Source organism: Streptomyces sp. NPDC051567 (genome assembly GCF_044454165.1).
In the GTDB taxonomy this organism is placed as follows: Bacteria; Actinomycetota; Actinomycetes; order Streptomycetales; family Streptomycetaceae; genus Streptomyces.
Genome location: NZ_JBITDK010000043.1, coordinates 1 through 18203, shown reverse-complemented (window position 1 = coordinate 18203; position 18203 = coordinate 1). Strand labels below are relative to the sequence as shown.

The 18203-nt window shown below is 70.0% G+C and carries 20 protein-coding genes and 2 pseudogenes; 17 read left to right on the top strand and 5 right to left on the bottom strand.

What is annotated here, in order from left to right; genetic code table 11:
- The first annotated feature begins 20 nt into the window (after positions 1-20).
- From ACIA5F_RS29185 to tpg (ACIA5F_RS29140), 10 genes and pseudogenes are all read left to right on the top strand, one after another.
- A complete protein-coding gene (locus ACIA5F_RS29185; RefSeq protein WP_399358127.1) occupies positions 21-407 on the top strand; it encodes a helix-turn-helix transcriptional regulator in 387 nt (128 codons plus the stop codon).
- Positions 408-1079: 672 nt separating this feature from the next.
- Complete coding sequence (locus ACIA5F_RS29180) at positions 1080-2792, top strand: hypothetical protein (protein WP_399358125.1); 1713 nt, start codon at positions 1080-1082, stop codon at positions 2790-2792.
- Between the two features lie 88 nt (positions 2793-2880).
- Complete coding sequence (locus tag ACIA5F_RS29175; RefSeq protein WP_399358123.1) at positions 2881-3171, top strand: helix-turn-helix domain-containing protein; 291 nt, start codon at positions 2881-2883, stop codon at positions 3169-3171.
- A 220-nt stretch (positions 3172-3391) separates the two neighbouring features.
- Positions 3392-3920, top strand: a pseudogene (tpg, locus tag ACIA5F_RS29170) (telomere-protecting terminal protein Tpg).
- Positions 3921-4204: 284 nt separating this feature from the next.
- Positions 4205-4504 (top strand): hypothetical protein, encoded by a 300-nt coding sequence (locus ACIA5F_RS29165; protein ID WP_399358121.1) that lies wholly within the window; start codon positions 4205-4207, stop codon positions 4502-4504.
- Positions 4501-4824 (top strand): hypothetical protein, encoded by a 324-nt coding sequence (locus ACIA5F_RS29160; protein ID WP_399358119.1) that lies wholly within the window; start codon positions 4501-4503, stop codon positions 4822-4824. The genes ACIA5F_RS29165 and ACIA5F_RS29160 overlap by 4 nt, the downstream gene beginning before the upstream one ends.
- A gap of 569 nt (positions 4825-5393) precedes the next feature.
- Positions 5394-5876 carry an RNA polymerase sigma factor gene (locus tag ACIA5F_RS29155; protein WP_399358117.1) on the top strand — a complete coding sequence of 161 codons (483 nt, stop codon included), beginning with the start codon at positions 5394-5396 and terminating at the stop codon, positions 5874-5876.
- Complete coding sequence (locus ACIA5F_RS29150; protein WP_399358115.1) at positions 5873-6562, top strand: hypothetical protein; 690 nt, start codon at positions 5873-5875, stop codon at positions 6560-6562. The genes ACIA5F_RS29155 and ACIA5F_RS29150 overlap by 4 nt, the downstream gene beginning before the upstream one ends.
- A 687-nt stretch (positions 6563-7249) precedes the next feature.
- Complete coding sequence (tap, locus tag ACIA5F_RS29145; RefSeq protein ID WP_399358113.1) at positions 7250-9295, top strand: telomere-associated protein Tap; 2046 nt, start codon at positions 7250-7252, stop codon at positions 9293-9295.
- Positions 9296-9298: 3 nt separating this feature from the next.
- The gene (gene tpg, locus ACIA5F_RS29140; protein WP_399358111.1) at positions 9299-9853 is read left to right on the top strand and encodes a telomere-protecting terminal protein Tpg; all 555 of its coding nucleotides are present in this window, start codon (positions 9299-9301) and stop codon (positions 9851-9853) included.
- A gap of 176 nt (positions 9854-10029) precedes the next feature.
- Here the strand turns inward: tpg (ACIA5F_RS29140) and ACIA5F_RS29135 are convergent, their stop codons facing one another.
- A complete protein-coding gene (locus ACIA5F_RS29135) occupies positions 10030-10386 on the bottom strand; it encodes a hypothetical protein (protein WP_399358110.1) in 357 nt (118 codons plus the stop codon).
- A gap of 216 nt (positions 10387-10602) precedes the next feature.
- On the opposite strand from ACIA5F_RS29135, the gene ACIA5F_RS29130 reads away from it, so the two are divergent.
- From ACIA5F_RS29130 to ACIA5F_RS29110, 5 genes and pseudogenes are all read left to right on the top strand, one after another.
- Positions 10603-10797, top strand: a complete 195-nt coding sequence (locus ACIA5F_RS29130; RefSeq protein ID WP_399358108.1) for a hypothetical protein — start codon at positions 10603-10605, stop codon at positions 10795-10797.
- A gap of 21 nt (positions 10798-10818) precedes the next feature.
- Positions 10819-11064: pseudogene (locus ACIA5F_RS29125) on the top strand (ribonuclease domain-containing protein); the annotation flags it as partial.
- Positions 11065-11273: 209 nt separating this feature from the next.
- On the top strand, positions 11274-11612 hold the full coding sequence (locus ACIA5F_RS29120; protein ID WP_399358106.1) for a hypothetical protein: 339 nt from the start codon (positions 11274-11276) through the stop codon (positions 11610-11612).
- Between the two features lie 156 nt (positions 11613-11768).
- Positions 11769-12080: a DUF6247 family protein gene (locus tag ACIA5F_RS29115; RefSeq protein ID WP_399358164.1), complete on the top strand. Its 312-nt coding sequence runs from the start codon at positions 11769-11771 to the stop codon at positions 12078-12080.
- Complete coding sequence (locus tag ACIA5F_RS29110; RefSeq protein WP_399358104.1) at positions 12077-12337, top strand: hypothetical protein; 261 nt, start codon at positions 12077-12079, stop codon at positions 12335-12337. The genes ACIA5F_RS29115 and ACIA5F_RS29110 overlap by 4 nt, the downstream gene beginning before the upstream one ends.
- A gap of 114 nt (positions 12338-12451) precedes the next feature.
- Here the strand turns inward: ACIA5F_RS29110 and ACIA5F_RS29105 are convergent, their stop codons facing one another.
- Positions 12452-12940, bottom strand: coding sequence for a hypothetical protein (locus ACIA5F_RS29105; RefSeq protein ID WP_399358102.1), 489 nt, complete (start codon positions 12938-12940; stop codon positions 12452-12454).
- 183 nt (positions 12941-13123) lie between these two features.
- On the opposite strand from ACIA5F_RS29105, the gene ACIA5F_RS29100 reads away from it, so the two are divergent.
- Positions 13124-13825 carry a hypothetical protein gene (locus ACIA5F_RS29100; protein ID WP_399358100.1) on the top strand — a complete coding sequence of 234 codons (702 nt, stop codon included), beginning with the start codon at positions 13124-13126 and terminating at the stop codon, positions 13823-13825.
- A 4-nt stretch (positions 13826-13829) separates the two neighbouring features.
- On the opposite strand, the gene ACIA5F_RS29095 is transcribed toward ACIA5F_RS29100, so the two are convergent.
- Positions 13830-14126, bottom strand: a complete 297-nt coding sequence (locus ACIA5F_RS29095; protein ID WP_399358098.1) for a hypothetical protein — start codon at positions 14124-14126, stop codon at positions 13830-13832.
- Between the two features lie 238 nt (positions 14127-14364).
- Here ACIA5F_RS29095 and ACIA5F_RS29090 point away from each other — a divergent pair, with 238 nt between their 5' ends.
- Positions 14365-15150 carry a hypothetical protein gene (locus ACIA5F_RS29090; protein ID WP_399358095.1) on the top strand — a complete coding sequence of 262 codons (786 nt, stop codon included), beginning with the start codon at positions 14365-14367 and terminating at the stop codon, positions 15148-15150.
- A 727-nt stretch (positions 15151-15877) separates the two neighbouring features.
- On the opposite strand, the gene ACIA5F_RS29085 is transcribed toward ACIA5F_RS29090, so the two are convergent.
- Positions 15878-16363 (bottom strand): hypothetical protein, encoded by a 486-nt coding sequence (locus tag ACIA5F_RS29085; protein WP_399358093.1) that lies wholly within the window; start codon positions 16361-16363, stop codon positions 15878-15880.
- Entirely contained in the window at positions 16360-17007 is a 648-nt protein-coding gene (locus ACIA5F_RS29080) for a helix-turn-helix domain-containing protein (RefSeq protein WP_399358091.1), read from the bottom strand. The genes ACIA5F_RS29085 and ACIA5F_RS29080 overlap by 4 nt, the downstream gene beginning before the upstream one ends.
- Between the last annotated feature and the right edge of the window lie 1196 nt (positions 17008-18203).

The window sequence follows — 18203 nt, the reverse complement described above, 5'->3', positions numbered from 1 at the left end:
GATCAAATGGTGTATATTTCGTGGATCAATCGATCATGGGAGCCTGCACTATGTCCGACCCGGACCGCTTGAAGCGGGTCGACGCCCTGCTGGAGGGCCTGGAAGGCGTCCTGCCGCCGCCGCGGGTGCGCGCTCAGCTGCGCCTCGCCGCGAACCTCACGCAGCAGGACGTTGCGGACGCGATCGGCGTGACGCGCCTTTCGGTAGTGAATTGGGAGCTGGGGAAGACCAACCCCCGGCGCCCGGCGCGACAGGCGTACATCCACCTGCTCGATCAGCTCGCAAAGCGCTTCCCCCAGGCCGCTGTCCTGGATTTGGGCAGCGCGACGGCGGCCTACGTCACGTTTCATGACGCTCGACAGCATGCCGACCACCGCTCTCATGCTGAAGATCGAGAGGACCGTTGACCCGGTGACCACAGCCTTAGGCCCATAACGCGCGAAGCGGCCTCCGTCGCCACAACGGAGACCGCTCCCTAGCGATCGACTCGATGCCTGCAAGCAATCCCGAGTCGTGAGCAGCGAGGTGACCTCCCTGCCAGGTGATGCCTGCGGGCCCTAGGGTCCGCGTGGTCACCTACGCCCAGGATAGGGACCCCCGTCAAGATAGCCAGCAAGGTGCCCGCTTTGCCTCCAAATTAGCTGGTTACGTCCCTGCTCGCGGCTCCCACCCGGATCGGGAGCCACACACCCCATGCACCGCCAGCTCCACCCCCGCCGCAGGCCCCAGGCCGCGGATCTCAGATTCTTCGTCCCGAGTGTCACACCGGCCTCTCTGAACAGCACCCCGCCCGCGCCCACCAGCGCCCCCGTCCCGCCCTGCGGGACGCGTCGGCAGATGCCTCTGAACACTTCGCGCTCCACCACCAGCTGCCCTCGCCCGTGCCGGCTGTCCGGCTACGTGGCCGGGGGCGTGTCCCCCGCCGTTGCGCGGTGGCGGATCGTGTCCGCTGTCCGTCTCGCCGCGGCTGCCGGCCTGGTGGGGGGTGCGCGGTGACTCGTCGGCCGTCAAGTTCCTACCGCCCCAGCGTCAGCCGCCCCGGTGCGGGCGGGCTTCGTTTCGGGATGGTGGCTGTCTGCGTGATCCGGGACTCGGACCCTGGGCTGAACGCGGGCAAGGGGAAGGCGCTCTACCCGCTGCTCGTGACGTTCGCGGATGTCGGCTCCCGTGACACGGACAAGGGGTACCCGTACCGTGCCGCCCTGTCCGCTGCGCTGGACTGCACGAAGCAGACCGTGGACAACGCCACGAAGTACCTGGAGCACGAGGTCGGGCTGATCAGGGTGACCCGCCGGAAGGTGGACGGGAAGTCCGACGAGAACGACGCGAACCTGTACGAGGTGTTCGACGCATGGCTGGTCCACGGCTTTGAGCCGCCGGCCGACACCCCGCCGCAGCTGGTCGCCCGGTACGGTCCCACGCTCTCCGGCTTCGACATCGAGGGGTGGATGGCCGAGCACGCCCCGGCCTTCGATCTGGCCGCCTGGCGGGCCGCCTACGAGGCCAGGCTGCTTGGCCAGGAGGCCAAGCGGGAAGAGCAACGGCGCAAGGACCGGGAGCGCCGGAAGCCGAAGAAGAAGGGGGGTGGCGGAATCAGTTCCGCCACCCCCGAGGGCGAGGCGATGCCGGGGGGTGGCGGAACTGATTCCGCCACCCTTGGCGGAACTGATTCCGCTACCGGTGGCGGAACTGATTCCGCCCGTTCTACAGCCTCTGTTCCAGACGCACCTTCAACAGCTAAGGACGGGGTGGCTGACGCCGTAGGCAAAGGTGCGGGTGGTTACGCATGTGCGGGCGGGAGCGAGGGCGCGGCTGGTGAAACCGGCGGGGCCGGGAGCGGCTCCGCCGCGTCAGCAACGGATCTCCCTCCCCAGCGCACCACCTCCCCCCGGCCTGCCACGATGAAGACCAGGTCCCGTCGGACTCCGCCCGGGTTCGAGATGGTGCGGGCCGCAATCCCGGCCGCCGTCGCCAAGCCCGGGACCGCGCTCTACCCGGGTCTGCACCGCGCCATCAACGACCTGCTGGCCGGCACGGGGGGCGTCCCCCGGCGGACCCCGGATCAGGTCATCGCCCGTATCAACCGCCGCTGGTACGGCGAGCACGCCGAAACCCGGGCCGCCGCCGACTACCGCGGCTGCGACCGGTGCACCGCGTCCGGCTGCAACGCCCCCCGCCACAGCCACAAGAACCCGGAAGGCTGCGACCGGATCAAGAACCGCTGTGCCTGGCTGTCAGCCGCCCTCCTCGCCCAGGACTGCCCGGACCCCGGATGCGAGGACGGACTGATCATCGGCGGCCAGGAGTGCCGGGCCTGCATCAAGCGCGCCGACGACCGCCGCCAGGACGAGGAAGCCGCCGCCACTGCCAGCGCGGACTTCATCATGGGGAACGGGAGCGTAGACCAGGCGGCCCGCGAGGCCGCCATGACCACGCTCGAAGGATGGTCCGAGGCCGCGACCACCGAGGAAGTCCGCTTCCAGCTGCTCCTCACCGGACGGGGAATCTTCGGCGCCCTGCTCGAACACCAGGTGAGGGAACACATGACCGCCTGGCAGGACCGGCACCCCGCACCCACCGTCCCGGCCACGCCCCGTCCCACGCCGCCCCCCGAACCGGTGACCGAGGAGGAACCCGCCTACGACAGCCCCGGCGAGGAAGAGCCCTCCGAGGACGCCAGCGCGTGGGAGGTCGCCAGCCGGCCCAGCGCGGAATGGCTGGCATGGAAAGCGCAGGCCGCCGCCGAACGCGAGCGGAAGGCGGCGGAGAGGCTCGCCGGCCTCGCCCGGTAGGCCCCTGCAGCCCGGCACCCGGGCGGTACCACCGGTCTGGTTTCACCGGCTGTATGTATCCAGTGCATACCCGATGGGAGTTACCCATATGTCCAGTACAGAGGTCCTACTGCGGCTCACCGTGGCCGCCCTGATGTACGCCACCGGAGAGACCCAGGCCGATCTCGGCCAGGGGCTGCGGCTGAGTCAGGGGCAGGTGTCCCGCAAACAGGCCGGCGGCGGCAGTTCGTGGACACTCGCGGACCTCGACCGCCTGTCCGCGCACTACGGCATCCCGGTGCCGGATCTGCTGTGCGGAGTCGACCACGCCGTGACGCGCCTGCCGGCCCGCCGACGAGCGGCGACCATCGGCGGACTCCAGACCACCATCACCCTGTGACCCCGCCCGCCCCGGGTCTTCCGCACCCGGGGAGCGCGCTGAGCGACCCGCTGAGCGCCGCACGGCCCGGACCGGCCCCGATAGTCAAGCCGTGACGCGGACGGCGTCCAACGGGCCGTACGGGGACGCGCGGTGCCGGTGAGTCAGGGGTGACGTGAGCGAGCGTTACCCAGAGAGACGTGAAAACCTTCCCAGCGCTGGGAAAGAAATGAAGGACCTGATGGGCATCGTCGGAGACAGCCTGGAGCGGGCTGGCCAGGCACACAGCACCCGCCCGGTCCCGAAGTCGGCGGGCGCGCAGATGCGCTACCTGGTCAAGCAGACCAAGGGGATCACCCGCGACGTCGCGCGGCTGCTCGGGATCTCGCAGCGCACTGGAGCGGTACGTACGCGACCAGATCCGGACCCCGCGCCCCGAACGCGCGGACCGTCTCGCCACCGAGGTCCGCCGCCGCTGGCAGCCCCTGGTCCGCAAACGCGCCCGCGACCGGGCCGCCACGCAGACCGGGCTGGTCATCGAGACCCGCGCCCGGTTCGGGTTCACCGCCGCCCCCGGCACCTCGGACGACGGACGGATACGCCGTATCACCCAGCACCTGCCCCCGGAGTACGCGGGCCGGCTCCTCGCGGCCCAGGACGTCGCCGTCACCGAAGCCCTTCAGGAGTTCTGCTTGAAGGACGGCGGGAACCGTGCGGCCGGGCTCCTGGTGGAGCTGGCCGACATCGACTACATCAAGGTCGCTTACTGACCTACCACGATGCGGGACCGCCACCGACAAGGTGACGCTCCCGCATCGTGGTAGGTCAGTTGTCGGTACCGGGCTCCGGTGCGAGTCCGTCGTCGAGGACGATGCTGATCGATCAGGATCGCGATGAGGGAGCGTCCCGACAGCGCGGCCCGGACGCGGCCGTCCTTGACGTCCTCGACCGCGGGGGGTGTGCGGAAGCGGTTTCCAGCCGTTCCCGAGAGGCGGGTTCTCGCTGGCCGCGAGGACCCGCCCCCGGCGGACCCCGGAGCTGAGAGGATGAACGCATGAGCGCACAGACTGTGCATCCCAGCGACGCCGGGCCGCCGTCGCTGCCACGCACGCAGAATGCCGTGGCCCAGGCACTGCCCCCGGCGGACCGGATGGAGTTCTACCGGGAGATGGGCGAGGCGGACGAGACCGAGCTCCTGGGCGTCCTGCGCCGCTGGTGGATGCGGGCGGCCCTGTACGCCGACCCGCTCCCGGAGGAGGCCCGTGCCGCTGCCGAGGCGGGGCGGGCGCCGGGGCGCCCGGCCGCGGCCCTGGTCCGCGAAGCCCTTGCCGCCCGCGGGGAGGACAGTCCTTGAGCGACGGACAGCCCGGGCCGGACGGCGGTGAGGAGGACGGGGACCGTGTCCGGCTCTCGCCGGCCGTCCACCCGCTGCTCGCCCCGGACGTCTCGGCGTCCGTGTTCTCCGCCGTGATGAACCTGCTCGTCGAACTCCGGGGTGTACCGGTCCCGCCGCTGGCCCAGCCGGTCCCGGGACGGCCGGGCTGGTACTCGGTGCCGCTGGCCCGTGACATCGGGCTGGCCGAGTACTACGTCGGCGACACCGAGCCCGGGCGGGACGGCCCGGACATCTACGTCGCCCGCATCGTGATCTCCGACGACTGGCCCGACATCTGACGCGAGGACGGCCGACCGTCTGTCGGTGAAGGACGGGTAGGGGCCCTGGCATACGCCAGGGCCCCTACCCGTTGGTTCCGGGCTGGAGTGGGTGTCAGTTCTCGTACGGGCGTGGGCCCCGGGTGTCGGCGGGCCTGGATGAGCGCGGAGCGGGTGGATCTGCAGTCCGGGTTCCGGGGGCCGTTGAGTTCGCCGGTCGGGGCCGGCGCGGAGCGGTGTCCGTGGTCCGGTCGACTTGCCGGAATTCGCCCGTCGTGGCGTGAATCAGTCTCCAAACCTTCGAGCACATCATGTGACTCGCATCACATAATGGCGCATCCCTGTCAGCGTCGTGACACGGAGTGTGATGGAAGTGGGCAGGTCACATGCCACTTCTGGTCCGACCGGTCACTACTTTCTGCTTCAAATGGATCTCTGTGGGTGATGTTCGGCAGGGCGCGCATGCGTGTTCGGCCGTCACTACCGGTTGAGTGAGCACACGTCGGCGCTCGCGCCGCGCCCAACCTGTAGGCCCTCAATGAAGAGGACTAATGACCGAAGATGTCCAGGGGGAAGACGGCCGAAGTCCTGTGGCCGAAGCCCCGCTCCCGCTCCCGCTGGAGTTCGAGGCGCACTACCTCACCAACCAGGAGGCGTTCCACGCATACGCCCTCTTCTGCCTCCGTACGAACGACGCGGCCGAGAGGGCCGTCCACCGGGCCTTCCTGGAGATCCTCCGGCACTGGAAAACCCTCCTGACGGAGAGCGATCTGCAGCAACAGACCTGGGCGATCATGCGCCGGACCGTCATATCCGAATCCCTGCGGAACTTCCGCGAGCAGCTGACCGCGATGGACAACGGGACCGGCCTCTACAAGGCACTCGGGAACCTGCCCCCGCGCCAGTTCGACGTAATCGTCCTGCGGTACGTCGTCAAGTACGCCACCAGGCACATCAGCTGGTACATGGGCATCACACCCAGCACCGTCGACTACCACTGCCGCAAGGCCAGGGAACGGCTCGCCCCGGTCCACCGCCGCGCCACGATGCAGAAGCAGGAGGACACACTGTGAGTACCTGGGAAAAGCGACTGTCCGAAGCGGGCGTCTCCGCGGGTGAGCCCCGGCGCGCCTTCGACGTCGCCGCCGGCCTGCGCCGCCTGGCCGAGGAAGCCGGCTACGTCCAGCCCGCCCGGGAAGGACGCCGGGCCTCCTGCGCCCGTCACGAACTCGAGGTCTTCTCCCGCTGGGCACTGACCCAGACGGGCGCGGCCTCGCACGTCAAGGACCTCACCGCGCTCATCGGCGGTGGCGACGAGGCGGCTCACGCCGGGTTCGAGGGATGGACCGCCGACGTCGACATCGACGGCGTCCAGATCTTCGCGTGCACGCTCTACCTCGCCCGCCACCCCGAGAGCGCAAGGTTCTGGTGGCAGCTGGCCGCCGGCGCCGGCCACAGCGGCGCCGCCTACTGCCTCCACCTGCACCACCTCAGCGGCGGAGACGTCCACGAGGCCCACTTCTGGAAACGCCAGATGACCAAACTCCTCGACGACAGGGCCCCGGAGTCCTTCATCGAAGTACTGGAGTCCTTCACCGGGTACACCGCCCGGAACCGGCCCCTCACCACGATGCCCACCAGGTGCCTGGAAACCGAGTTCGAGCGGCTCGTCGAACAGCACGACGACGACGCCGGACTCATCTGCCGCCCCGACAGCCAGCTCGCCGACCGCATCCACGACCTCGCCATCCGGCACTGACACACACCAGAAGCCCGGCAGGGGCCCACGGTTCCTACGCCTCCAGGCCCCCGCCGGGCCCACACCACACGACACCGTCCCGAAAGGGAACCCCCGTGAAGAACACGCACCACCCCGGCACGCTCGAGAACAGCCGGAGAACCCGCCGCGCACGGTGCCGGATCACCCGCCGCCGCCGCCGGACGATGACGACAAGCGCCCTGCGCGGCGCCTGCTACAGCGCCGGAGCCGGAGCCGTCGGCCTCCTCTTCTGGTGGCTCGAACAGGGCCTGTAAAACAGCCCACCACCCACACCGCTCTCCCACCGCAGCGCTTCGCCGAAGCGGCGGCCGGCCCCACCACCGCGCTGCACCGGAGCTGCCGGTCCGGCTCTGTGGTGGGGAGTGCGGGGTCCCCGGCGCCCGGGACTGCGGAGGAACCGACGGCCCCGCCGGGCGCGGATCTGATGCGACGTGTCGTGTCGGCCCTCGGCCGCGGCCTGCCGGGGACCAAGCGCCCGGCCGTCTTCCGCTCAGTCCCCGGCGGGATCGGTACCGGAACCGAGGGGGACGCCGCCTTACGGAAGTGTGCACATCCCCGGAATGCCGGTAACGGCACCTCCCACCCAGAGACAATCCGATCGGGTTAAAAGTGGAGGTTAAATGTGAGGGCAAGTTCTGCTACTGTTCAGGGTGGAGGTAGACAGATATGGCATCTGAGGAAGAGCTGTTCGCGAACATCGACGCCCTGCTGGCGGAGGAGCCGCAGCTCCCGCCCCCGGCGGAGCGTGCCCGGCTCCGTGAGGCCGCCGGCATCACGCAGGCCCGTCTCGCGCAGGCGTTGAAGTCGACGACCCAGACGGTGAAGAACTGGGAGAACGGCCGCTCCGAGCCGAAGCCGCCGCGCCTGGAGGCGTACCAGCGGCTGCTGAACGGGTGGGCGGCGAAGTACCCCGCGCACGGGACTCCCGCCATGGCCCCCGCGCCGGAGGTGCCGGAGACGTTCACCGGCCCGGCCGCCGCTGCCGCGCCCGAGAGTCCCGCCCGGCCGGCGACGTCGCGCCGCCCGGCCGCGAAGAAGGCAGCCGCGCCCGCGCTGGACCTGCGGTTTCCGAACGGTCCGCTCGCTGTCCTCGATGGCGACGGCTCCGCGTACGGCGTGGGCGGCATCGTGCTCGACTGCCCGGCGACCACGGTTGTGGAGCTGGTGGAGTGGACGCTGCGCGAGGCCGGCCTCGGTGCGCCGAAGCTGCACCGCAACGGCAAGGACGCCGACCCGCTGATCGTGCTCACCACCGCGGCCGCGGTGAAGCTCGGGCTGCCCGAGCGCCTGGAGGACCGCCGGGGCCTGCGTCTGGAGGAGGACCACCCGGTCGTCAAGCAGGTCCTCAAGGCGAAGTGGCAGCTCACCCAGCGCGGTTTCGGGCCGTGGGCGCGCATCTACCGAAAGGCCACCGGCGCCCAGCGCCAGTGCGTGCAGCTCGCGATCCTGCCCTGGGACGCGCTCGACACCCGTTCCTGGCCCGGTGTCGCGGACATGGAGCCGGCCGACATCGCCCAGGTCCTCGGCATCTACGCCCAGCGGGTGGCCACCCCGCGCGGCAGCACCGCCGTCTCCGGCCTGGAGCTGATGACCGCGCTACGCCCCCCGACCCGCCCGGTGCGCGACGAGGAGACCGGTAACTGGGTGTCCGGCCCCAACCCGGGCAGCCTCGGCACGCAGCCGATGGACCCGGCCCCGCCGGAGGGCCAGATCGAACACCCCGCCGTCCACAGCATCGGCTGGAAGGGCGGCTTCCTCAGGGAGGAGGCGTTCCAGTGGGTGCGGTCGGTGGACACGCTCACCGATGAGGAGTGCATGCTCCCCTACGCGGTGGGCCTCGACCTCAACACCGCCTTCCTCGCGGCCGCGGCCCGGCTCACGGTCGGGCTGTCGGCCCCGGACCACTTCGTCGGCCCGAAGTTCAACCCGAAGATCCCCGGGTCCTGGCTGGTCGACCTGTCCCACGTGGAGATCGACCCGCGCCTGCCCTCGCCGTTCACACCGACCGGCGAGCACCCGACGGGACCTGCCTGGTACCAGACGCACACCGTCGCCTACGCCCAGGAGCTCGGCTACAACGTCGAGATCCTGGAGGCGTACCTGCGCCGCGAGACCGGCGCGTACCTCGACCCGTGGCACGACCGGCTCAAGAACGCGTACGTCGACACCCTCGCCGACATGGGCGTCACCAAGGACCTCACCGACGCCCAGTTCCTGGCGGCAATGGAACAGCACAAGCAGGTCGACCCGGTCCTGACCGCCGTGCTCGCCGCGGTGAAGGGCACCATCAAGGGCGGTATCGGGAAGCTGTTCGAGAACCCGCAGGGCAAGGGCCACAAGGACGGCGAGCCGTGGCCGGCCATGATGCGCCCCACCTGGCGCCCCGACATCCGCGCCGCCGTCATCAGCAAGGCCCGCATCAACATGCACCGCAAGCTGGCGAACATGGCGAAGATGACCGGCCTGTACCCGCTGGCCGTGCTGTCCGACTGCGTCGTCTACCCGGCCCCCAGCGCCAGCCCGCTCGACTTCCTCCCGTACGCCGCCAGCGGCAAGCCGCAGCCCGGAGCCTTCCGCCTCGGGCCCACCCCGGGACTGGCGAAGCTCGAAGGCGTCCAGGACATGGCGTGGGCGGTCGACCTCATGGAGAAGGGCCTCAACCCGGCCCGCCACATCAAGGGCGGCGACGCCGTCCTGGACGAAGGGGAGTAGGCCATGGGGGAGATCGAGGACGCCATCGAGCGGGCCGACCGGGAGGGATTCACCCGCGAGCCGCCCAAGACCCTCCAGGGCCGCATCAACTACCTGCTCAAGCAGCTGGGGACCACGAAGGCGGTGGCGGCGGAGCTCGGCATCACCGCCGACTCCGTCAACCGCTACCGGCGCGGCGCCCGCAAGAACCCGCCCAAGGACATCACCTCGAAAATCGACGACGCCGTCCGCTCCCGCTGGCAGCCCCAGGTGCGCAAGCGCCGGCACAAGAAGGCCGCCGCCACCGGCATCAAGGTAGAGACCCGGGCCCGCTTCGGCTACCACTCCTCGGAAGGATCGACGGACGACGGCCGCTTCCGCCGCCTCACCGTCAAGCTCCCCGCGACGTACGCGCAGCGCCTGTTCGACGCCCGCGAGACCGGGGCCAGCGACCAGGAAATGCGTGGGATCATCGCCGAAGGGTTTAAGGAAGTCTATTTCCAGGACAATGGCGGCCGCGCTATGGGACTGTCGGACGTCGCCATCAATGACATCGACTACCTCGATCTCGAATACTAAATCGGAGCGGAAAGCATGACCACGCAATTCCCGTGTGCCTGAGCGCTTCATCTGGCGGATGGGCGCTTGAGTTGGCGGGTGTGCGTTTCAGTGGGCATCAGCCGGTGAAGAGGGACCCCCGGACGCCTGCCGAGATCGACCTCGGCAGGCGAAGGCGGGTCTTGGAGAGACCTATCTCAGCTGTTGTAGTCGCACTGACCGCGCTTGGCGGAATTAGCTCCGAAGCCGAAGTCGTTCACGGTCTCGCCTCTGTTGACTTCGCGCATCTGCCCCCGGTTGTCGAAGAACGGCCTCTCGTAGAAGCACCAGGTCTCGAAGTCCTGGTTGAACGCGCTCTGTACGGGCGGAGTGAGCACAGGCTCCTCGTCGAAGAGAATCCGCATGTCGCCCTCGAAACTGGGCTCCGTCCAGGTGCAGACCCCCACGACCTGCGGACAGACCGGCTGCGGGGCGGCCTGTGCCCCGGCTGCCGGCAGGACGGCCGTACCCAGGCTCGCCGCGGCCACTGCGGAGAACAGTCCTACTTTCTGCATGAAACGCTTCATGTGCTCCCTCTCGATCAGTAGGCCGAAGAACTCCGGCCTACTGGGAGAAACGGCTGCAAAGCCGCAAGGAAGCGGCCCCAAAGGGTTGATCTTCGTGCGGCTGAGCGCTTCATCTGGCGGGTGTGCGTCTCGGTTGGGGCGCCCGGCCGACATCCTTGGACTGACGGTGCGTGACCAATCCGGCCGGCACCTGGTTGAGCGGGCATGAATCTCATCCGTAAACCGCGCTGTGCGGCGGCCGTCGCTCTGCTGTTGATGGCACTGGCCGTCCCGGCTGCCTCGTCCGCGACGGCGGGAACACCCGCCCAGGCTCCGACTGTCCGGGCGGCCGACCTCATCGAACCGCCGCTGCCCGTGGAGGCGTTCCCAAGGCAGGTGAAGGAAGCCTGCGGGATCTGAAAGGAACTCGACTGGCCGCAGGCCAAGCGCCCCAAGGATTACCCGGTGGTGAACACCCAGTTCGTGATCCGGGGCAGCAACGTCTACGGCAACCGTTCCGGTGACCTCCCCCTGGAAGGCCACTACCGCGAGTACGACGTCAACCCCCGCACACCCGGCACCCATCGGGACGCGGAACGTATCGTCCGCGACCCCGACACCCACACCGTCTGGTACACCGGCGACCACTACGACAACTTCCAGGAGATCAGCTCCGGCTGCTCCTGACCGCCGACAAGCGCGAGCGGGCCCGGGCATCAGCCACATACCCCGGCCCTGCGAGATCCCGGAAAGGGCAGAAGTCGCACCCTGCCGGACCGCTCCCTTCCACTCACGGCCAACTGAAACGCACACCCGCCAACTCAAGCGCTCACCCGCCAGATGAAGCGCTCAGTCACATCCCGCCCATCGACCGCTACAAGAGCCCGCTGACCGCCGTGGACGACGAGGCCGTGCGCCTGGCCGACGTCCTCCAGGCCCACCCGGACACCAGCGACGTCACCGACGCCGGCCACCAGGGCGACATCGTCTTCACCGCGGCCGGGGACACCTGGGCGCTCGACTTCCAGTTCGGCGCCGACGGCGAGGTGTTCCGGTCCCCGACCGGTACCCCGGCCCGCGCCGACCGACCCGCCGCCGACGTGCTGCGCACCATCGTCGTCCCCGCGCTCCTGGCCCACCCCGCCTACCAGGCTGCCACCGCCGCCGACGACAGCCTCACGGTCCACCTGGCCACCGGCCGCCACTACACCCTGGCCCTCAGCCCCGCCGCCTGACCCCGGTCGGCACACCACGGGCCGGGCCCCGGCATCGCAACTGCCGGGGCCCGGCCCTCGTGCCGCCGCTCACCCCGTAGGAGGGATCTGCTCATGACCGCATCCACCGCGATCCGGCGCGCGTACGGTGAGGTGACGACCCGCCGGGAGGACCAGATGAGCGCGCAGCCCGACCACGCACCCGTCACGCCGTACGCCCCCGCCCCCGGGGCCCCGGCCGAACTCCTCGCCCAGCTGCGCGCCGACCGGCGCGCGGAGAAGTGGGTGCCGGCCTTCGAGCGGGAGTGGGCGGCCGCGCTGGAGGAGTCCCGCCGGACGTTCTCCCTCGCCGGGCTGTACGAGGTCGTCCAGGACTGGCAGGGCCGACTCGCCCACGCCCCGGCGGTCGATGCCTTCGTCGCCTCCGGCTACGACGACAGCGAGACCATCGACATGGCGGAGCTGCGGGGAAGGCGAAGGCGCCGGTGAGCGGACAGCCGTACGCGGTCCGCTTCTCCGCACCGGCCGCCAAGGTCCTCGACACCCTGCCCGAGCACGTCGAAGACACCGTGTGGGACATCCTGGGCGCGGCCGCCGGCGACCCGTGGGGCTTCGGCCAGTGGAACGCGGACGACCTCGAGGGCGAGGACGTGCGCTACGCGGCCGTCGGCCAACTCTCCCTCACCTACTGGGTGAACCGGCCGCTGCGCCGCTTGACGGTCCTGAACATCGTCTGGCTCGGGTAGCCACCCCCGGTGACAACGCCCTGACCCCGGCATCGCAACTGCCGGGGTCAGGGCGTTTCCGATCGTAGCCACAGCCGTAGCCACCCGGGCGGCAACGCGTAGCCGCCCGGGTAGTCACCAGCGGCCGCGGGACCGTTCCGCACCGAGTTGGACCTCACGTCGGCACTCACGGCAGTCCGGCAAGCCGCTCACGCGCCGGCCCTCCCCCTCCGCGAATCTGAAGCCGCACAGCGACAGGCACGCATCCTCTTCGGGATCGGTGGCGTGCGAGCCGTAGCCCGGCACGTTCCACGTGACCGTCGTGCCGCCCTCGTAGGGAGCGCCCTCCGGCCACTCGTACACGGCCTCGGTGGTCGTGCAGCGCATCCGGAGGTCAGGACCCTCCCAGCGGGCACCCCGCCGGGCCTCGGTCGCGGCGTCGACGGCGTCGGCCAGGCGCTCGAAGGACAGGTCGTAGTCCTCCATGTGGCGCCAGCTGCCCGGCTCCTGTTTCCGCATCAGCTCACGGAACTCCAGCAGCAGCCGCTCCAGGTCGTGCCGCCCGACCCGCAGGGTGTCGGTCGCGTCGTCGTACGCGTCGTCGGGGGTGATCTTCACGGGCATCGCACTGCTCCTTGTCCACGCACGCTGGTGGGCCCGAGTGTGCCGCGAACGTGCGGCCCGAGAGGCCGTATCCACCAGTTGCCACTCGGGCGGCAACGCGTATCCGCCCGTGATCGTCACCACCGGCCGCGGCGCCGGGTAGCGTTCCGGGGACTGATCCGGACCCGGGGTGGGGGAGTGGCGATGCGGTTTCCACGGTTCGATGAGCGCGGCTCGCTGACGACGACCGAGTTGGAGGCGCTGCGGTCGCTGAACGCGGCGTTCTTGACCGCGCGGTACGAGTGGCAGTCGGCGGTCACCCTCTGGGACCGCCTCGCGAGCGCCGGCGATGTGGCCGAACTGCACGAGACGCAGACGTCGTTCCCGTTCTACGGGCAGGCCGTCCATGAGATCGCCAGCGGCGCGACCGCGTACGAGCGGCACACGGCGCTGACCGCCTGGCGGTACACGGCGGCCGCGGTCGTCCTGGGCGTCGCCGTTCTGCAGCGCGTCGCGGAGGCGAAGCCGCCTCTGACGGCCGCGGTGGTGGAGGAGCTGTGCCAGGAGCCGACCCTGGGCCGCCTGCGCGAGGCGCTGTCGGTGCCGGTGGCCGACCTCCTGCCCGAGCGCACGCACCACAGCGCCATCCCGAACGAGCGCGAGGACACCGCGCGCCGGTGGGCCAAGGTGCGCGACAGCGTGAACGGGGCGATGGACATGGTCCTGGAGATCGCCGCCGACGAGGACGCGGAGCACCCCCGGACCAAGGACGACGCAGCCGGCTGCCTGCTGACCGAGCACTGCCCGCCCCACACCGACCCGGTGTACCAGGGCGTCCTGGAGCCGCTGTTCCGGCTGGCGGAGGAACTCCCGTTCGGCCTCATCCGGATCATCGACAAGGGCTGAGCGCTCAGACCTGCGGCGGCGCCGCGCCGGGCAGTTCGCCGGCGAAGTCCCACCACTGCTGGATGGTCCACACGACGAGCTTGGAGCGGTCGGTGGACATCCGTAGCCACACCTCATCGCCGCCGGGCATGAGCGCCACTTCCACGTGCGGCTCGTCCCACGTGCCCAGCGCGTACATCCACCCGATGCCGTCGGGCCAGGTCCGTATCGCCGCCGTGCGCACGCTCAGCGCTGCGGCGAAGGCGTCCAGGGCGGCCTTGGGTATCCGCACTTCCGCCGGTTCCCGCTCGATCCCTGCCACCCCGGACCCCCTGCTCCCCGCGGCGAGACGCGACAGCCCGCCGTCGCGGATCAGCCTGCCAGAGCCGCCCGGCACCGGTGTCACGTTCCGCCCTCCCCCTGTGAGGGCTATGAGCCTCACAGGGCGTTTCCCCAGGTGAGCACGTTGCCTATGAGGCTGTGAGGCTGTGAGGTGGGGGCTTGCGGCCGTGCTTCCGTACGCCCTGGCACGGTCCGCCGGCGCGCAGGACGATGGAGTCGTGGGCGAGGACAACGAGGACCAGGAGCACGCCGTCGACCCGGCGCAGCCGCCGCTCAGTGCGGCCCGCGCCCGGGAGATGACGGCCGGGCTGCGCGAGGCGATGGACGACGTCCGGCGCTCCGTGGCGGTGCTCGCCGCCCGGGTCCGCGCCGCGCACGCTGCCAAGGTCTGGCTTCCCCTGGGCTTCACCTCGTGGGAGTCGTACTGCGACGCGGAGTTCGGCATCAGCCGCGCCCAGGCGTACCGGCTCCTCGACGTCGCCCGCTCCCTCGCCGCGATCCACGACGCCGTCGCAGCCGGCCCCGGGACGTCTCGCATGCGAGACAGTGGCCCGGCCACCGCGGCCGCGCTCGACTACGGCCTGTCCCAGCGCGCCCTGATCGCCGTCTCCGGCCGTACCGGCGACGTCGCGGAGCTGATCACCCGCCGACTCGCCACGCTCGCCCACAGCGGCCTCCAGGCGCTCGATGAGCCGACCGTGCGCGCCGTGGTCCGCCAGGCCGTGCGCGACGTCCGCACCGCGCCGCCCCCGCCGCCCGTCGGTCCGCCGGCGGATCCCGCGCTCACCGAGCTGCGCCGCGTCGTCGACGACCTCGCCGCCACCACCCACCAGCTCGGGGAGCTGATGCTCGAAGTCGCCCCGGCGTACCTGTCCGACACCGCCGCGGCTGACGTCCTCACCCCGTTGTGCGAGCAGATCGGCGAGGACCTGGAAAACGGCCTCGCGGCCCGCCGCTACGCGATGTCCGGCGACCGCCGCGCCCTCCACGGCACCGTCCTGTAGGCCACTCACCCCGGCGCCCCTATGTGGCACACAGCCCGTTTCCCCGGTGGGCGAGGTGCGCTGTGAGGGTGTGAGCTGTGAGGCGAGGGCCTGCGCCGACGGGTGCCGCTGCTCCTGGCCGTGCTGCTCGCGGTGGTGTGGAGCGGACTGCTGCTCGATGGGCAGCGGGGGTGGTGGCCGTGGCTGGCGGGGTGCTGCTCGTGGTCCTGGTGGTGGTCTCGTGGGTGCAGCGCAGCATTTGCCTGGGTCAGGCGGCACACGGGTGCTGCACGGGTAGCAGGCCGGCCCCGGCCGGTGCAGCACGGCCAGCCGCTGCACGCTGCTCGGGCCGTGCTGCTTCCGGGCCGGGCCGGCTGCTCCGGGACCAGGGACCAGGCCATCGGACCCGTCGCGGCGGCTGCGGAACATAGCTCAGCTGTGATGTTAGGCAGGAGATCTATGCGCAGCTGGCGCATAGATCTCTCTCGGTCCGAGAGGCCGCCGGTTGTTCTACTCCTCCAGAACAAAGCGGTTCACCTAGTGCTACCGCCTGCCCGCTGCTCATGGTCGGTCAGCGTGGTGGAGCGCCTCGCGTTTGTTCTGCTCTCCCAGAACAAACCGGTTTACCTGGTGCTACCGGCTTGATCGCGGTGAGCAGGAAGAAGGCGCCGCACGGACGTACGACTCCGGGCACGAGAACGGCGCCGCACCGGTGGGTGCAGCGCCGTGTCGTAGTGGCCGGCGGCTGTCAGCGGACGCTTTTGAGGCGGGTCGGCTTGGTGATCGAAGTGACGTTGCCCTTGGCTTTGGCCTCGGCCTTGCGGGCCTTCTCATCCATGTGGAGCTGGAAGCGGCGTTCGTACTCTTCTTCGAAGTCGCCGACGTCCAGCCGCATGTCCTTCGGCAGGGCCTTGACAGCACGCTGTTGCTCGCGGGGGTCGTTGAAGGCGGCGACCATCGGATGGAGCTGGAAGCGTCCGCGCCGGATCACCGTGACGAGCCGGGCGGCAACCAGGTGCGGCATGGCTCGGCTGATCATCCCGCGCTCCATGGCCAGACCGGTGGAGAGTTCGTCGTGCGTGGCGACGACCAGGCCGCCGGGCTCCTGCTCGGTCATCATGTGAAGCAGCAGCGTGTAGGCGGTCGGAGGCAGCCGCGGCACGTACGCGAGGCCGTTGAAGCTGCCCCACAGCACGTTGCGGCGCGGAACCCATTCCTCGGCGGCGGATGTCATGACGTGGCCTTCCCTTCCCCATCCGACTCCTTGCGCACTTCCAGTTTCGCGCCAGGAGCGGCCATCGCCCGGAACGCGTCGGGCGCGTCCGGGTCCTCCATGATCTCGCGCAACAGGTCCAGCTGCTCCACCCGGTCACTCGTACCCAGCTTGGAGCGCTTCTTCTCGGCCTTGCTCGGCTCCCTGAGCCCTCCCCTGAGCGAGGCGGCCGGGTTCAGCTGGTACACGCCCCGCTGGACCCGCCGCAGCGCCCCATCGGCCTCGAGGACGTTGAAGACCCGGCTGATGTGCGGACGGCTGTACCCGAGGGCTGCGGCGATGTCCTCGTGCTTGGCTTCAATGAGGCCGCCGGGCTTCTGTGACCCCATGAGCGTGAACAGCACCACCAGGACGAACCGGTCCGCGTCGTACCGGACAGCAGCCCAGCGCATGAACTCCAGGCTGTCCATCGAGAACGCCTCACCGATGAACCCCGTGCTGGAGCCCACCGGGAAGACCTGGGCGGCGTGGCCGGCGGGCAGATCGATCGTGGAGCCGGAGGACCGGTTGTACGCGGTGGGGGGCGGCTTCGGGCGCCGCCGGCGACGGGACGGCGCGCCAGGCAGGTTCGGCGCTGCGCTGCCGTCCAGGGGCCCTGAGCTCATGAGGTCGCTCTCTCCTTGATCGTCGTGACGCCAGAACCATAGCGCCGACCGTGGCAGTAGTGCCACCAAAACGCGGCAGCAACGACACGAAAGTCACCCGTACGTCAGCCTTGGACTGACCTACGCCTCCGACGCGGCGCCGAACGGTCGACTGACGTACCGCGTCGCGTTTCGTGGCACTACTGCCACGAAACGATGTTGCTCGGTCAGGGCCAGCTGACATCCCGACCGAGATATGTCAGCCCTGCACTGACATATCTTCCGGAACTCGGCTCGCTGACCTGCGAAAACGTACAGCTCTTGCCTCTAGAGCGTGCGCGCGCGTGATACCGGATCTCCCCACCGTGATCAAGTACCGGCGCGCCGTGGGATCCGCCCCCTCAGCAGCAGCGACAGAGCCTGCGCGCCGGACCCCGTCGTGGCGCGCGCGGCTTCGCGTACGGGCCGGCGCCCCCGTGCGGGTCGTGGTCGGCAGCAGCGGCTCTGAGTCTCGGGTGGTGCCGACCGTGACGATCAAAACCAAGGAAGCGTGGCCGGTGCCGGTGGGCGGTTCCGCCACCCGGCCCCGGGGGGCCGGACGGCTCCGGTGCCTCCGCACGCTGAATTCAAGCGCTCCCATATCGGGCGTCCGTTCTGTGGCTGAGCAATTCGAGGCCGCGCAATTCTGGATTCAACCGGCAGTTTATTGGACGGGCTAGGGGTGGCGCGGCCAGGACCCAAACGCTACACAGCGCATGTGCCTGATGCATCGCCCCCGCTACCCGTTCGCTCTCCCGGATGACGTCTCTTCGGATTCCGCCCCACTATGACCGGTTGGCGTGTATGCTGGCGGGGTATTGGTGAATGCGGGTGGGCAAGCTCAGGAGCGGGGGAGGGGTCAGGGTGGAGCGCAGCGGAACCCGTCACTGCGGCGCGGCCGGCACCCATGCGACCCGACGATCCGTCACGGTCGTTGCGGGGATGGTGGCTGGGATTCCCAAGCCCTACACAGTCCCGCGCGCGATGCACCTTCCCCCGTAGCCAGCCCCGGTGATCGCGCTTGCGCGGTCGCCTCCAATTCGCGCTTGCGAGAATTGCATTCCGTTCGGAATTCCGTTTACGGAATTCCATTCCGGCGCTTGCGCCGGAATTCGAATTGCGCTTGCGCAATTCATTCACTATGACCCGGCTTGCCGGGTCATATCCCGCTCCGCGGG

What these genes read in the sequence shown, in the direction of transcription:
- ACIA5F_RS29175 (WP_399358123.1), top strand. Translation starts at nt 2,881, where the DNA reads ATGTCCAGTACAGAGGTCCTACTGCGGCTCACCGTGGCCGCCCTGATG.
- ACIA5F_RS29165 (WP_399358121.1), top strand. Translation starts at nt 4,205, where the DNA reads ATGAGCGCACAGACTGTGCATCCCAGCGACGCCGGGCCGCCGTCGCTG.
- tap (WP_399358113.1), top strand. Translation starts at nt 7,250, where the DNA reads ATGGCATCTGAGGAAGAGCTGTTCGCGAACATCGACGCCCTGCTGGCG.
- tpg (WP_399358111.1), top strand. Translation starts at nt 9,299, where the DNA reads ATGGGGGAGATCGAGGACGCCATCGAGCGGGCCGACCGGGAGGGATTC.
- ACIA5F_RS29135 (WP_399358110.1), bottom strand. Translation starts at nt 10,386, where the DNA reads ATGCAGAAAGTAGGACTGTTCTCCGCAGTGGCCGCGGCGAGCCTGGGT.
- ACIA5F_RS29130 (WP_399358108.1), top strand. Translation starts at nt 10,603, where the DNA reads ATGAATCTCATCCGTAAACCGCGCTGTGCGGCGGCCGTCGCTCTGCTG.
- ACIA5F_RS29115 (WP_399358164.1), top strand. Translation starts at nt 11,769, where the DNA reads ATGAGCGCGCAGCCCGACCACGCACCCGTCACGCCGTACGCCCCCGCC.
- ACIA5F_RS29105 (WP_399358102.1), bottom strand. Translation starts at nt 12,940, where the DNA reads ATGCCCGTGAAGATCACCCCCGACGACGCGTACGACGACGCGACCGAC.
- ACIA5F_RS29100 (WP_399358100.1), top strand. Translation starts at nt 13,124, where the DNA reads ATGCGGTTTCCACGGTTCGATGAGCGCGGCTCGCTGACGACGACCGAG.
- ACIA5F_RS29085 (WP_399358093.1), bottom strand. Translation starts at nt 16,363, where the DNA reads ATGACATCCGCCGCCGAGGAATGGGTTCCGCGCCGCAACGTGCTGTGG.
- ACIA5F_RS29080 (WP_399358091.1), bottom strand. Translation starts at nt 17,007, where the DNA reads ATGAGCTCAGGGCCCCTGGACGGCAGCGCAGCGCCGAACCTGCCTGGC.